This window comes from Duganella sp. GW821-FHT01E12 (genome assembly GCF_059422325.1).
The window spans coordinates 134,530-149,375 of record NZ_JBWKWR010000002.1 but is presented as its reverse complement, the minus strand read 5'-3'; the positions used below and the strand labels follow the sequence as shown (position 1 = coordinate 149,375).

General features: G+C 65.4%; 12 protein-coding genes. 7 read left to right on the top strand and 5 right to left on the bottom strand.

Features of this window, described 5'->3' with window-relative positions:
• Positions 1-5 precede the first annotated feature (5 nt).
• Genes AC07WS_RS05935 through AC07WS_RS05925 form a run of 3 tightly spaced genes read right to left on the bottom strand, consistent with a single transcriptional unit; the run spans position 6 to position 2,888 of the window.
• Positions 6-1,676, bottom strand: coding sequence for a GH3 family acyl-acid amido synthetase (locus AC07WS_RS05935; protein ID WP_494728165.1), 1,671 nt, complete (start codon positions 1,674-1,676; stop codon positions 6-8).
• 31 nt (positions 1,677-1,707) lie between these two features.
• The gene (locus tag AC07WS_RS05930) at positions 1,708-2,679 is read right to left on the bottom strand and encodes an aldo/keto reductase (protein ID WP_494728164.1); all 972 of its coding nucleotides are present in this window, start codon (positions 2,677-2,679) and stop codon (positions 1,708-1,710) included.
• Between the two features lie 2 nt (positions 2,680-2,681).
• On the bottom strand, positions 2,682-2,888 hold the full coding sequence (locus AC07WS_RS05925; RefSeq protein ID WP_494728163.1) for a hypothetical protein: 207 nt from the start codon (positions 2,886-2,888) through the stop codon (positions 2,682-2,684).
• 596 nt (positions 2,889-3,484) lie between these two features.
• Here AC07WS_RS05925 and AC07WS_RS05920 point away from each other — a divergent pair.
• The 6 genes from AC07WS_RS05920 to AC07WS_RS05895 all read left to right on the top strand — a co-directional run bounded on the left by AC07WS_RS05920 (position 3,485) and on the right by AC07WS_RS05895 (position 10,226).
• Positions 3,485-6,397: a reprolysin-like metallopeptidase gene (locus AC07WS_RS05920; RefSeq protein ID WP_494728162.1), complete on the top strand. Its 2,913-nt coding sequence runs from the start codon at positions 3,485-3,487 to the stop codon at positions 6,395-6,397.
• A gap of 92 nt (positions 6,398-6,489) precedes the next feature.
• A complete protein-coding gene (locus AC07WS_RS05915; RefSeq protein WP_494728161.1) occupies positions 6,490-7,056 on the top strand; it encodes a cohesin domain-containing protein in 567 nt (188 codons plus the stop codon).
• A gap of 167 nt (positions 7,057-7,223) precedes the next feature.
• Positions 7,224-7,694 (top strand): VOC family protein, encoded by a 471-nt coding sequence (locus AC07WS_RS05910; protein WP_494728160.1) that lies wholly within the window; start codon positions 7,224-7,226, stop codon positions 7,692-7,694.
• Between the two features lie 16 nt (positions 7,695-7,710).
• Entirely contained in the window at positions 7,711-8,124 is a 414-nt protein-coding gene (locus AC07WS_RS05905; protein ID WP_494728159.1) for a YciI family protein, read from the top strand.
• Positions 8,125-8,158: 34 nt separating this feature from the next.
• A complete protein-coding gene (locus AC07WS_RS05900) occupies positions 8,159-8,971 on the top strand; it encodes a YciI family protein (protein ID WP_494728158.1) in 813 nt (270 codons plus the stop codon).
• Between the two features lie 31 nt (positions 8,972-9,002).
• Positions 9,003-10,226, top strand: coding sequence for an RNA polymerase sigma factor (locus AC07WS_RS05895; RefSeq protein WP_494728928.1), 1,224 nt, complete (start codon positions 9,003-9,005; stop codon positions 10,224-10,226).
• A gap of 70 nt (positions 10,227-10,296) precedes the next feature.
• Here AC07WS_RS05895 and AC07WS_RS05890 read toward each other — a convergent pair whose 3' ends face one another.
• On the bottom strand, positions 10,297-12,957 hold the full coding sequence (locus AC07WS_RS05890; protein WP_494728157.1) for a TonB-dependent receptor: 2,661 nt from the start codon (positions 12,955-12,957) through the stop codon (positions 10,297-10,299).
• A 288-nt stretch (positions 12,958-13,245) separates the two neighbouring features.
• Here AC07WS_RS05890 and AC07WS_RS05885 point away from each other — a divergent pair, with 288 nt between their 5' ends.
• A complete protein-coding gene (locus AC07WS_RS05885) occupies positions 13,246-13,989 on the top strand; it encodes a GntR family transcriptional regulator (RefSeq protein ID WP_494728156.1) in 744 nt (247 codons plus the stop codon).
• Here the strand turns inward: AC07WS_RS05885 and AC07WS_RS05880 are convergent.
• Complete coding sequence (locus AC07WS_RS05880; protein ID WP_494728155.1) at positions 13,956-14,825, bottom strand: alpha/beta hydrolase family protein; 870 nt, start codon at positions 14,823-14,825, stop codon at positions 13,956-13,958. The genes AC07WS_RS05885 and AC07WS_RS05880 overlap by 34 nt on opposite strands.
• Positions 14,826-14,846: the final 21 nt, after the last annotated feature.

The following is a 14,846-nucleotide window of genomic DNA, read 5'->3' as shown; positions in this document are numbered from 1 at the left end:
AAACCTCAGCTGAGTGATCCGTTAATGGCGGCCAGGAAGTCCAGGTTCTTCTCGAAGGGCTTGTACTTGTACTGGTTCGAGTTGACCGCGTTGCGTTTGCTTTCCACATAGCGCACGATGGTGTCCTGCGGCACGGCGAAGAACTTGATCGGGTTGAGCCGGTTCGAATCGCGCTTGGAGGCGTATTCGAGGTTGATCTTCTTCAGCTCCGCGTCCATCCGCAGGGCCATCGCGGCCGCGTCGTCGGCCGCGCCGTTGGCCGTCTCCGCCATCACCACGTAGTGCGGCGGCTCGTCCCAGGCCGGGCCGCAGATGTACAGGCCCAGCTTCAGGCCGCTGGCGGCGAAGGTGTTGCTGATCGCCTCGGTGACGTGGTACTCGGTCAGCTTCTCGCCGGTGAAGGAGTGGAAGATGCCGTCGCGCCGGATGAAATGGATCCACGGCAGCTCGCCGTCGATGCGGTCGACGTGGTAGATGTCGCCGGTCCACAGGCGGTACATGCCGTTGCCCTGGCTCATGATCAGGTGGTATTCCTGGCCCGCCTGCAGCTGGTTGAACAGCAGCGTCTCGACCGGCTTGCCTTCCTGGATGTGCTCGCGCAGCGGGAAGTCGGCGGGCACGAATTCAAAGAAGGCCTGGCCCACCGCGAGCGGCTGGCTGTAGGGGCTGGCGTCGACCGGCAGCGTGGTCACGCCTTCCGAGCCGCAGCTCATGAAGGGCAGCTTGGCCACGCCGGGGAACAGCGCGTCCAGCTTGGCGTTGTACAGGCCGGCGGACGCGGTCAGCCAGCAGCTGTAGAACTGCAGGTCAGGCCAGATGTCCTTGAGCGTGAAGTCGTTGCCGGCGACGATGCGGGCGATCTCGGCCGCCAGCTGCGGGTCCGGCGCGTTGAAGACCTGGCCGTCCAGCGTGCCGTCCTTGATTTCCTGGACCAGGGTGTCGCGGAACTTGTACAGGTATTCGCGGATCGAGATCAGCGTGCTGGGGTTGATCGCGGAAATGCAGTGCAGCTTCTTGCCGACGAAATTGCGGATCCGGTGGTACATCTTGCGTTCATGGCTGATCGGCATCGCCGGCGAGAACCAGGGCTCGTCGTACCACGGCGGATTCCAGTCGTGCTCGTTGATCTTGGGATGGCGGTTGCTGATGGCCTGGTGCTCCACGCCATGCAGGTAGTCCGACACGTCCTCGCGCACCGTCTGCGTATCCAGGATGGCGTGGCGATGGGCGAAGATGTCGGGGTAGTGGCGCTGGTAATTGCCCCACAGCACCTTCATCGCCGGGATGCGGTAGCGCTGCAGCCAGTGCAGGGTGTAGGGGATGCGCTTGGGCACGCCCGTGGTGCCGCTGGTTTTCAGCCAGCGCATGACCGGGCTGCAGGTCAGCACGCCGCCCTTGGCCAGGGCTTCGCGTTCCAGCAGCGGCTCGAAGTCCTCGTAGCGCATGATGGGCAGCGTGGCGCGGAAGCTGTCGGCGTCCGTCACCGCGTCGGAATATTGCTGTTCGCGCCAGTGCAGCGCCTTCCTGCTGATGGCGATGATGTCGTCCAGCACCGCCTGCTGGAGCGCCGCGGGCGACTGCAAGGCGCCCAGGTATTTTTGGAATGCGGTTTCGCATTCGCCGGAGAAAATTTCTTTATGCTTTTGCCAGTCGATTGGCATTCCGATTTTAGCCATTATTCACCTTTATGATTCACAACGTTCGTGCTTATCGATCTATCAGTGACATCATTCTCTCGTTATAACGAGGGCCGGCCGCATTAATGTCGTATAAGGCGGCAAGCAATGATTCCGATAAATGTATTTCAGTCGATTTGGCGTTTTCAATAAAATACTTGCGGCGCTTGGTGCCGGGAATCGGGACAATATCCTTGCCTTGTTCAAGCAGCCAGGCGATTGCCAGTTGAGCCGGCGTCATATTATTTTCTTCGGCCAGTTCTTTAATCTTCCTGGCGATCGCCATATTCAAATCGTAGCTGTCGCCCTGCAGGCGCGGATCCTGGCTGCGGAAGTCCGTGCTGGCGTAGGATTCGGCGCGCTCGACGGTGCCGGTGAGGAAGCCGCGCCCCAGCGGGCAGAACGACACCAGGCCGATGTTCTTCTGGCGCAGGAAGGGCAGGACGTCGTCCTCGATGTTGCGTTCCCAGATGGAATACTCGCTTTGCACCACGGAAAGAGGGTGGACCGCGTGGGCGCGCTCGATGGTCTGGACGCCGACCTCGCACAGGCCGAGGTACTTGACCTTGCCGGCCTTGACCAGGTCCGCCATCACGCCCACCACCTCCTCGATCGGTATCGACGGGTCGATGCGGTGCTGGTAGAGCAGGTCGATGTAGTCGGTGTCCAGCCGCTCCAGCGAGGCGTTGACCACGTTGACGATGTGCTCGGGCCGGCTGTTGACGCCGACGATGTTGCCGTCCTTGAGATCGAAGCCGAACTTGGTGGCGATCACCGCCTCGCCGCGCCGCCGCTTGAGCGCCTTGCCCAGCAGGCGCTCGTTGGTGTAGGCGCCGTAGGCTTCGGCGGTGTCGAAGAAATTGACGCCGCTGTCGAGCGCCTGGTGGATGGTGGCGATCGATTCCTCATCGTCCGGAGCGCCGTACCACTGGCTCATGCCCATGCAACCGAGCCCGATCCTCGATACCGACAGTCCCTCATTACCCAGCTTTACTTTTTCCATCGTTAATCCTTTTGAAAATGTAATTCGTGTACATCCAGCGTAATCATTTTGGAGAGAGCGAAATCGTGCGGTTCATTTGTCACCAAATCGGTGCAACGCAAAAGCCACTGCGGTATGACGTGCCATTGGGTTGAGCCAAAATGAATGTAATGCGGTTCGATCAGACGCTCCCTGGTTTTTCCTTCCCAGTTCTCATACGAAACCTTCATGGTGCATTTCCTATTCCGGTGATGAAGACTTTCATCTTGAGTTAATCGTAGTTCTTGAACGATCGTGCTGTAAAGAATTCATATATGAAAACACTTTGAACCAGCATTAAATAATGAGGAATGGAAGTGGCGCGAACGCGCGGTAATACGGGGCGGGGAGGGGGAATTTAAAAGCGCCGGTTTCGCCGGGCTTCACAATCGGGATGGGCGGGCGCAAACGAAGGCGGGGCGGCCGCGCGCTTGCGTTTCGCGGCGGCCGGTATAACAGGTCAAACAAAGCTGTGTATTAAAGACAATAGTGATTTTTTGATCTTGCGGGTGGGACGGGCGGCTTGCCGCCGTCGCGGCAAAAAAAAACGCGCCAGCTGTTGTGATAATAAATTAATTAAGCAATACTTAAGTTGAAACTTTTGCATGTCTTGTTCGCAACACATGAGTGTTTCGCCGAGTACATTTTTTCTTGCTGCACAGGGAAAACGGACCTTTCGGATCAACAATAAAATAAGGGTATAGCAGGCATGAAACTTTCAGTGAAACCGTCACCGGCTCCCCGCCTCAAAAAGGCCAGGGCTACGCTGCGTCCCAGCGCTGGACGCATGTTAATTGCTTTCATGGCGCTGGGCTGGACCATCTCCGGCTCCGCCGCCGTCATCGCCCAGGACGCGCCGACCCCGAGCCAGCCCACCGGCGACTTCTGGCAGGACGTCGGCCCCGCCGGCGGCCGCAGCGCGCAGGCGGCCGGCACGACCGGCCCGCGCCGCTTCCACGCCGCCAGCCTAAACCGCAACGGCCTGAAGCAGCTGGCCCGCTCGGCGCCGCTGGAGCGCACCGAGGCCGCCGCCGTCAGCCCGCTGATCATTTCCCTGCCGCACCCGGACGGCGGCTACCAGCGCTTCGCCATCGTCGATTCGCCGATCATGGAAGCGGGCCTGGCCGCCAAGCATCCCGAAATCAAGACCTACGCCGGCAAGGGCATCGACGATCCGAACGCCAGCCTGCGCATGGACATCACCCCGCTGGGCCTGCACGCCTCGGTGCGCACGCCGAAGGGCGCCTGGTATGTCGATCCGCAAACGGCGCTGGACGACAGCGTCTACAACAGCTATCACAGCCGCGACCTGGCCAACAGCCATGGCGCGCTGCGCGAAGCGCCGCTGACCGAGGCGCAGATCGCCGTGTCGCAGGGCTTCTACCACGCCGGCGACCAGGTCGAAGTGCGCGGCGCCGGCTTCACGCCGGGCGCCTCGGTCACGGTCTCGGTGCGCAACGAGGGCGACAGCGCCACGCGCCAGAGCGTGGTCGTCACGGCCGACGCCGAGGGCGTGATCAACACCACGCTGGTGGCCGATCCGTCGCGCAACACCGGCGCCTTCGAGGTCAGCGCCACCGACGGCAAGTCGACCAGCACCGTGGCCTACCACGTGGTGGACGACCAGGTCGTGGCCGGCCCGGCTTCCGGCAACCAGCTGCGCACCTATCGCCTGGCGCTGGTCACCGATCCTTCCTACGCCACCTATTTCGGCGGCCCGGCCAACGTGACGGCGGCCAAGGTCACGCTGATCAACCGCGTGACCCAGGTCTATGAAGACGAGACCGCGATCCGCCTGATGCTGATCAACAATACCGACGCCCTGAACCTGGACACCGCCGCGCAGATGACCGGCAGCAATGGCCCCTGCGGCGGCGCGGCCTGCTTTACCGCGTCCCAGGCGGCCAGCTGCGGCAGCTCCACGCTGACCCGCAACCGCGTCGTGGCCGGCCTGCTGGCCGGCGCCGGCAACTACGACGTCGGCCACATCGCGCTCGGCCTCAACGGCGGCGGCATCGCCAGCCTGGGCGTGGTCGGCGGCAGCGCCAAGGCGCAGGGCTGCACCGGCATTCCGACCCCGGTCGGCGACTTCTACGCGGTCGATTACGTGGCGCACGAAATGGGCCACCAGTTCTCCGGCAACCACACCTTCAACGGCGTGGTCAGCAATTGCTCGGGCGGCAACCGCAACGCCGGCACCTCGGTGGAACCGGGCAGCGGCTCGTCGATCATGGCCTACGCCGGCATCTGCGGCAGCGACAACCTGCAAACCCACAGCGACGCCTACTGGTCGCAGCGCAGCTTCGACGAGATCGTCGCCTACACCTCGGGCGCGGAAAGCGGCGTCAACGAAGTGCAGATGGTGGCGCTGACCAACTTCGGCGGCACCCAGCAGTTCAAGCTGCGCTACAACGGCCACGACTCGGCGCCCATCGTCCGCGGCAGCAACTTCAACGTCGGCGGCATCAAGAACGCGATCGAGGGCATCAGCGGCTGGCCCGCGGGCGGCACCGTGTCCGTCAGCGCCGTGAGCGACAACGCCGTCACGCTGACCTTCAACGGCGCGCTGGCCAGCTCCAAGGTCGCGCTGCTGCAGCTGGTCGATTGCAGCGGCGGTTGCAGCGGCTACGTCGGCGAGATCGTCTCCGGCGGCGCCACCACCCGCCGCGGCACGCTGTCGTTCACCGGCAATACCACGCCGGTGGTGACGGTGCCGGCCGGCTACACCATCCCGGTGCGCACGCCGTTCGCGCTGACCGGCAGCGCCACCGACGGCGAGGCCGACACGCTGACCTATATGTGGGAGCAGAACGACCGCGCCAACGGCACCGGCACCGGCTTGATCAGCAACGCCAAGACCAACGGCCCGCTGTTCCGCCAGTTCGGCGTGCGCGCCGTGGTCAGCAACGACGACGCCATCAAGTATGGCTCGCCGGGCGAAAACCATGTCAGCACCGATCCGACCCGCGTGTTCCCGGACATGGCGCAGATCCTGGCCAACAACACCAACGCCGAAACCGGCAGCTGCCCGGCCGCCGCCGCGACGCCGACCCCGGCCGACATCGAGTGCTACTCGGAGTTCCTGCCGACGGCCGACTACGTGGGCTTCAGCGCCAACGCCAATCCGGCCGCGCTGAACTTCCGCCTGACCGCGCGTGACGGCCGCGGCGGCGTGGGCAACGCCAGCACCAAGCTGGTGCTGGCGCCGAACGCCGGTCCCTTCCTGGTGACGTCGCCGAACACGGCGCTGTCCATGGACGCCGGCTCGACCCAGACCGTGACCTGGAGCGTGGCCAACACCGACGTGGCGCCGGTCAGCACCGCCAACGTGAAGATCACGCTGTCCACCGACGGCGGCAACACCTACCCGTACACGCTGGCGGCCAGCACGCCCAACAACGGCAGCAAGGCGGTCACGCTGCCGCTGGTGGGCAGCACCACGGCGCGCATCAAGGTGGAAGCGGTCGGCAACGTGTTCTTCGATGTGTCGAACGCCAACTTCACGATCCGCCTGGTGGGCGACGTCAACGGCGACGGCGTGGTCAACTGCGACGACCTGGCCATCATCAAGGCCTCGATGGGCAAGCGCAGCGGCCAGGCCGGCTTCGACGCGCGCGCCGACCTGAACAAGGATGGCGTGGTCGATGCGCGCGATCTGTCGGCCGAGTCGCAACGCCTGCCGGGCGGTTGCCGCCTGTAAGCGGTCACACACTCGCGGTCACACACGAGCGGCGCCGGGGCAGTCCCGGCGCCGATGCTGAATTGAAGCCCGATGGGCAAAGGAAAAACAATATGTTGAGTTTGAATAAATGGAAATACCAGGCCGGCGCCGCGCTGCTGGCGGCCGTCTTCGCCGCGCCGTCGGCCTACGCCGCCGATCCGGTGCTGAGCATTGTCGCCACCCCGTCCAGCGGCGTGGTCGGCTCGACCATCGACCTGGACATCCGCATCGCCGGCGTGACGGATCTGTACGGCTACAACTTCACGCTGGTGTTCGATCCGGCCTACCTGCATCTGGCCGGCGGCAGCGAGGGCGCCTTCCTGGGTTCCGACGGCGGCGCCACCGACTTCGGCATGGGCGACGTGTCCTATGTGTACGGCACCAAGTTCGGCGCGGTGCCGGGCGTGAGCGGCGGCGGCAGCCTGGCCCACCTGAAGTTCAACGTGATCGGCGCCGGCACTAGCACGCTGAGCTTTACCGACGCCTTGTTCCTCAACTCCAACCTGGCGGACATCACGACCCAGCTGGGCACGCAGACGCTGGTGACGACCGCCGTGCCGGAACCGTCGGCCTACCTGATGCTCGGTGTCGGCCTGGTGGGGCTGGCGGCGCTGCGCCGCCGCAAAGTAGCCGGCTGATGCCCGGCCGCGCTGCCGTTTCGCGACGGCAGCGCTTTCTCTTTTCCCCTCCGTTAAAAAAATCTGAAAATATTTAAAAATATTTGTCGATTTGATCCGTGCTGCTTCGTCGTGGAGGTAGAGTGGGCGTTCTCACTCGGTCCAACTTTCACTTAAAGGAGAGCATCATGACTGCAAAAGTAGATCCCATCCCGGAAGGCATGCACAGCGTCACCCCGCACCTGGTGGTCGATGGCGCGGCTGCCGCCATCGAGTTCTATAAAAAAGCCTTCAAGGCCGTGGAGACCGCGCGCATCCCCGGCCAGAACGGCAAGTTGATGCACGCCGCCGTGCGCATCGGCGATTCCACCGTCATGCTGGTGGACGAGATCCCCGACTTCGGCAACCTCGGCCCCAAGGCGCTCAAAGGCAGCCCGGTCACGCTGCACATCTACGTGCCCGATGCCGACGCCACCTACGCCCAGGCGATCGCCGCCGGCGCCACCGAGAGGATGCCGCCGGCCGACATGTTCTGGGGCGACCGCTACGGCCAGGTCACCGATCCCTTCGGCCACGTCTGGTCGATCGCCACCCACGTCAAGGACATGACGCCGGAGGAGATGGGCGAAGCGATGAAACAGCAAATGCCACCGTGCTGATCATAGGAGAGCGAAAATGCGTTTCATGATTATCGTTAAAGCCACCGGGGATTCCGAGGCGGGCAAGATGCCGAGCACCGAGCTGCTGACCGCGATGGGCAAGTTCAACGAGGAGCTGGTCAACGCCGGCGTGCTGCTGGCCGGCGAGGGCCTGCATCCCAGCTCCAAGGGCGCGCGCATCCGCTACGACGGCGCCAAGCGCACCGTCATCGACGGCCCGTTCGCCGAGACCAAGGAACTGATCGCCGGTTTCTGGCTTATACAGGTGAAGTCGAAGGAGGAGGCCATCGAGTGGATGAAGCGCTGCCCGAATCCGTTCGACGTGCCGTCGGAGATCGAAATCCGCCAGGTGTTCGAGATGGAGGATTTCGGCGAGGCCGCCACGCCGGAACTGGTCGCGCAGGAAGAAGCCTTGCGCGCCCGCCTGTGATGCTGCTACCTTAGCGGAAAAAAAGGAGTAAGCGATGGAATACATGGTACTGCGCCGCGCCAACCAGAGCACCGAACGCGGCCAACAGCCGCCCGCGCTGGAGCCGGGAACTTTTCTCAAGCCCAGCACGGAGGCGGTGCGCCTGCTGCGGCGCGACGGTGTGTGGAGCCTGCAGCATGGGCCATTCGCGCCCAGGGAGCTGGTGGCCGGCTTCACCCTGATCGAGGCCGCGTCGAAGGAGGACGCCATCGAGCAGGTGCGCTGGTGGCCGCTGTTCGACAGCGGCGCCGTGTATGAAATCCGCGACGCCGGCTGCCCCGGCAACTGCGTCGGCTTCGACGAGCGTGGCACGGCGGCGGGCACCATCCCGCGCCGCGACGAGGCGCTGACGCGCTACGTGGTCTTCATCCGTTCCGATGGCGACACCGAGGCCAACGCGGTGCCGCCGCCGGAAGTCATCGACGTGATGAACGCCTGCAACGAGGCCGGCGTGCAGCAGGGCGTGCTGCTGGCGGGCGAGGGTCTGAAGGCCAGCGCCTCCGCCACCCGCGTCCACTTCGCCAATTCCAAGACATCGGTGGTGGACGGCCCGTTCACCGAAGTCAAGGAACTGATCGCCGGCTACTGGATGCTGCAGGCGGCCTCGCTCGACGACGCCATCGCCTGGGCCAAGGCCTATCCCTATCCCATGCCGGGCGACCTGACGCTGGAGATACGCGAAGCCTGCGAGCGCATCGCCCACCAGGAATTTACGCCCGAGATGCGCGCAGCCGAGGAGCGCCTGCGCGCCGAACTGCTTGAGGCCGGCCTGCGCGAAGCGTTCAGGAAAAAAGCCCGTGGCGGCTGACGTCCACAAGATCGTCGAAGCGGTATGGCGGATGGAGTCCGCCAAGATCATCGCCGTGCTGGCGCGCATGCTGCGCGACGTCGGCCAGGCCGAGGAGCTGGCGCAGGACGCGCTGGTGATGGCGCTGGAGCGCTGGCCCGAAGCCGGCGTGCCGGATCAGCCGGCCGCGTGGCTGACCACGGTCGCCAGGAACCGCGCGCTGGACCTGCTGCGGCGCCGCCAGCTGCACCAGGAAAAGGAAGCGGAGCTCACCTACGAAATCGAAGGCGTGCTGCAGGACGCCGCGCCCAACCTGGACGCGGCGGTGGCCGACGCGCTGGAAAACGACATTGGCGACGACCTGTTGCGGCTGGTGTTCGTGGCCTGCCATCCGGTGCTGCCGACCGACGGCCGGGTGGCGCTGACGCTGCGCATGCTGGGCGGCTTGAGCACCGAGGAAATCGCCCGCGCCTTCCTGGTGCCGGAGGCGACGGTGGCGCAGCGCATCGTGCGCGCCAAGCGCACGCTGGCCGAGGCCAAGGTGCCGTTCGAGGCGCCGCGCGCGCACGAGCTGGTGGAGCGGCTGGCGTCGGTGCTGCAGGTGGTCTACCTGATCTACAACGAAGGCTATTCCGCCAGCGCCGGCGCCGACTGGATGCGCCCGGCCCTGTGCGAGGAGGCGCTGCGGCTGGGCCGCATCCTGGCCGAGCTGGCGCCGGACGAGCCGGAGGTGCACGGCCTGGTGGCGCTGATGGAGATCCAGTCCTCGCGCGCGCGCGCCCGGGTCGGCCCCAAGGGCGAGCCCATCCTCTTGCTGGAGCAGGACCGTTCGCGCTGGGACCAGCTGCTGATACGGCGCGGCCTGGCGGCGCTGGCGCGCGCCGAGCGCACCGGGCGCGGACTGGGTTCGTATGGCGTGCAGGCGGCCATCGCGGCTTGCCACGCGCGCGCCAGGCTCGCGGCCGACACCGACTGGCAGCGCATCGCCGCGCTGTACGACGCGCTGGCGCAGCTGACGCCGTCGCCGGTGGTGGAGTTGAACCGCGCGGTGGCGCTGGCCATGGCCTTCGGGCCGGAGGCCGGGCTGGAGGTGGTGGACGGCTTGATGGATGTGGCGGCGCTGAGGCACTACCATCTGCTGCCGAGCGTGCGCGGCGATTTCCTGTCCAAGCTGGGACGGCGCGACGAGGCGCGGCGTGAATTCGAGCGGGCCGCGCAGCTGACGCAGAACGAGCGCGAGCGCACGCTGCTGCTGGCGCGCGCGGCCGCCCAATAAAAAAAGCTGGCCCCCACGGGAGTTAAGGGCCAGCCAACCTTGGTATCACTACCTCTTTACACACTACGCCTTACAGCTTGGCGCGCAGGCCCAGGTAGAAAGTGCGGCCGTTCGAGTAAAACGCGCGCGGCTGGTCGGGCGTCTCCGCGTACATCTTGATGGTGGTGTTGCTCAGGTTTAGCGCATCGAAGGTGATCGACAGCTGCTCGTTGATCTTGTAGTTCAACGAGGCGGCCAGGTTGCCCGCGCCCTTCACGTGCTGGCTGGCGCCGCGGTCCACGCCGGCCTTGTAGCTGGAGCGGTAGTTGTAGGCCAGGCGCGCGCTGAACTTGGCGTCCTCGTAGAAGCCGGTGATGTTGTAGGTGCTCTTCGAGGAGTTCAGCAGCTCGCTGCCGTCGTCCAGCTTGCCGTCCGCGTAGGTGTAGTTGGCCAGCACGCCGAAGCTGCTGAACAGCGGCTGCTGGTAGCTCAGCTCCACGCCCTTGTTCTTGCCGCTGGTGTTGAACGGCGACGTGATCTGGTACACGGTCGGCTTGTTCTGCTTGTTGTTGAAGAAGGTGCCGGTGGTGGTGCCCTGCGCCACCACCGACACCAGGTCCATGTAGAACAGGCCGGCCGACAGCGAGGACTTCGGCGCGAAGTACCACTCGGCGCTCACCTCCGCGTTGTTGGAGCGGATCGGGTCGAGCTTGGCGTTGCCGCCGCTGCCGCTGAGCGCGTCGTCGTTCAGCGACACCGAGCCGCCCAACGCGCTGTAGTCGGGACGCGACATCGCCCGCGCCAGCGCGCCGCGCACCACCAGGTCCTTGTTGACGTCGTACTTGATGTTCGCGCTCGGCAGCACGTCGTTGTAGGTGCGCTCGAACGGGGTCGGGGTGTAGGGGCCGAAGGCCGAGCCGGTGATCGGGTTGGAGCCGCCGGCCAGGTTGACGATGGACGTCTGCTGGGTGCGCACGCCGCGCACGCCGACATTGCCGCTCCAGCTGTCGCCGGTCAGGTTGGCCATGCCGTACAGCGCGGTGGTTTTCTCGTTGACCTTGAATTCATCGGTCCAGTTGTGGCGCAACACGAAGTCCAGCAGGCGGTTGCCCGGCACCGCGCCCCAGGCGCCCAGCGCCGCACCGCTGTAGCGGAAGTAGGCCGACGACAGATTGCCGCCCAGGTTGGAGGCGAAGTCGCTCGGATACTGCTCGCCGTTCCAGGCCGGGCCGGGATTGCTGAAGCCCAGCGGACCCGGACGGGTTTCCAGCGGATGCTCGGCACTGCGCTTGTGGTCGGTGAAGCGCACGCCGAACTTGACAGAGTCGAACACGCCTTCGCTGATGCGCAGGTCGCCGTCCAGCTGGGCGTAGTGCTCCTTGTCGATCGACTGCGCCTCGCCGCCGCCGGCCCAGGCGGTGCTGCCGGGCTTGGTGGTGACGCCGCCGGGGTAGGAGACGTTGGCCGGGCTCAGGCCGTTCAACTGGTAGCTCATGCCGCCGTTGACGTTGTTCTGGTAGTAGACGTCGCCGTGGTCCCAGCCCTCGCCGTGGGTCAGGCCGGCCTTGCCGCTGAAGGTCAGGTCCTGGGTGGCGCGGTAGCGGAAGTTGAAGTCGACGTAGTAGGCTTCGCCGCCGGCGTCCGGACGGTAGATGTTGTCGACCTCGCCCGAGTTGCTGGCGAAGGTGGCGCCGGTGATGGTGCCGCCCCTGGTGCTGACATTGGTCGGCACCAGGTTGTCGCGGTTGAAGGAGTTGGCGGGCGCGGCCAGCCAGTTGGTGTTCTGGTGCGGCGCGCTGAGCTTGGAGTAGAAGCCGTTCAGGTCCAAGGTCAGCTCTTTCGACGGCTTGACCTCGACGTCGAAGGAACCGCCTTCACGTTTCTTCTTCTGCTCGAACAGCGAGGCGCCGATGAAGGTCGGCACGTTCAGGCCGGCCAGCGCCGGATTGGCCTTGGCGGCCGCGCTGTCGGCGGCCACCTTGGCGTAGCCCAGCACTTCCTGGCCGTCGCGGCGCACGCTGGTTTTCTCGGAGAAGGCCTGCACCAGCACGCCGGCGGTGTTGGTCTCGTTTTTCCAGGCGAACAGGCCGGAGAACTGCGGCTCGGTCTTGCCGGACAAGTCGTTGTACACGGCCTGCACCGAGCCTTCCAGCGTCAGCGACTTCTTGAAGTCCAGCGGACGGCGGGTGATGACGTCGATGGCGCCGGACACGCCGCCCTCGACCAGGTCGGCGGTCTGCGACTTGTGCACCACGATCGAGCTGACCAGCTCGGAAGGCAGCAGCGAGAAGCTGCTGGAGCGGCCGACGTTGCCGCCGAACTGGTTCAGCACGAACCAGTCGCCGGTGCTGATGGCGTGGCCGTTGAACAGGGTTTGCTGCAGGGACGGGCTGGTGCCGCGCAGGCTGACGCGGTCGTTCTCGCCGAAGCCGCCTTCGCCGCCGGCCGACGACTGGATGTTCACGCCGGGCAGGCGCTGGATGGCGTCGGCCACGTTCTTGTCGGGCATCTTGCCGATGTCTTCGGCGGTCACCACCTCGACCACGGAATCGGCGTTGCGTTTTTGCTTGAGCGATTGCTCCAGGGCGGCGCGTACGCCCGAAACGGTCACCACGGCCGGTGCGTCGCCGGGCTGGGTGGTCTGCGCGATCGCCGGCGTGGCGAAGGCGATCATCATGCCGACCGCCGCGGCGATCGGGGTCAGGCCGGTGCGGGCCGCTGTGCTGCGTGCTGCGTGCTGTTGAAACGTCATTGCAAATCTCCGGTATGGCCCGTACGGACCCTGTTCACTTCTTGTGATGATGAATCTCTCGCAAGATTCCCCCTTGCAAACCAAACAACAAAACCAGTTCGATGCCAATATACTGTAAACAATGATACCAGAGCGCTACCAGTTGTAAAAAAATTAGCGCATGTGGTGTTTTTTAGACAAAAAATCGCTTAATATTCACCTGTTTGGTGCGAAATATTGAAAATACATCAAGATTTAACGTAGATTTTGGTACTTAATTGGTACTATGTTGATGGCGGAGGGTATCGTATGATGACGTTAACCAACATCGTGAAGGTGCTGGGAGAGAGCAGCAGCCTGCCGCTGTATCACCAGTTGCAGCGCGCCCTGCGCGAGGCCATCGCCCAGCGCGTGCTGCTGCCGGACGACGCGCTGCCGCCCGAGCGCAAGCTGGCCAGCGAGCTGAACGTGTCGCGGCTGACGGTGCGCAAGGCGCTCGACGGGCTGGTGGCGGAGGGCTTGCTGGTGCGCCGTCCCGGCTCGGGCAACTTCATCAACCACAGCCGCATCGAGCAGAATTTTTCCAAGCTCAGTTCGTTTTCCGAGGACATGCGCGCGCGCGGGCGCCAGCCCGGCAGCACCTGGCTGCACCGCGGCGCCGGCGTCGCCACCTGCGAGGAGGCGGTGCGGCTGCGCCTGAGTCCGGGCGAGGCGGTGTACCGCTTCCACCGCGTCCGCTACGCCGACGGCACGCCGATGTGCGTGGAGTACGCGGCCGTGCCGGGCAGCTGCCTGCCGTCGCCGGAGTCGGTGGACCAGTCGATGTACGAGGCGCTGAACCGCTGCGGCAACCGGCCGGTGCGGGCCCTGCAGCGCTTGTCGGCGCTGCTGCTCAACGCCGAGCAGGCGCGCCTGCTGGACGCCAGCGAGGCCGACGCCGGCCTGGCGGTCGAACGGCTGGGCTTTCTGGCCGACGGCCGGGTGGTGGAGTTTTGCCGCTCCTACTTCCGCGGCGACGCCTACGACTTCGTGGCGGAGCTCAGCTCGGTCTGAAACCAGTCCAGCGCATCCTCCCACAGCGGCTGCGCCTGGGCCTTGAAGTAGCCCATGTGGCCGATGGCGCCGAAGCCGGCCCGCGCCGGGTCGATGGTGACGGTGGCGACGTCGGCGTTGCGGTAGCCGGCCATGAAGGCGTCGCGCGAGGCCGGCCCGGCCCACAGGTCGTCCACCGAGTTGGCCGCCAGCACCGGCATGCGCACCCGGTCGTAGCTGGCGCGGATGCCGTTCATGGTGGGATCGTCGAAGAAGTAGTGCGGGTAGCGGCACCAGCGCTTCCACTGGCGGTAGACGCTCAGCGGCAGGTCCTCGCCCATGCCCAGCTTGCTCCAGGCCAGATAGCCCTTCCAGCGCGTCAGCAGCGGGCCGAACAGGTTCCAGGTGAGCCAGACCTTGGCCCGTTCCAGCGGCGGCATCCAGCCGTGCCAGCCGGCGCTGACGCCGAACAGGTAGCAGGCCGCGATCTTGTGCTGGTTGGGCAGCAGCCCCAGCGCGTGGCCGCCGTAGGAGTGGCCCACCAGCAGCAGCGGCAGCCCGGGGCTGTCCATGTGCTCGACGGCGGCGGCCAGGTCGAGCCGGCCCCAGTCCAGGAAGTCCACCTCGAAGCCCTTGAGCGTGGCCGGGCGCGACAGGCCGATGCCGCGGTAGTCCAGCGTCAGCACGCGGTAGCCGCGCGCGGCGGCGAACTCGGCGAAGCGGCGGTAGTAGCCCTGCGGCACGCCGGTGGCGCTGGCCACGATCAGGTGGGCGTGCGCGGCGCCGGCGGCCGGGTAGAGCGTGGCGACCACGGGATAGCCGTCGGCGGCCTCGAGGGTGATCACTTGCTTGGTCATGGCGGTCTCCGAGGGGGGGGC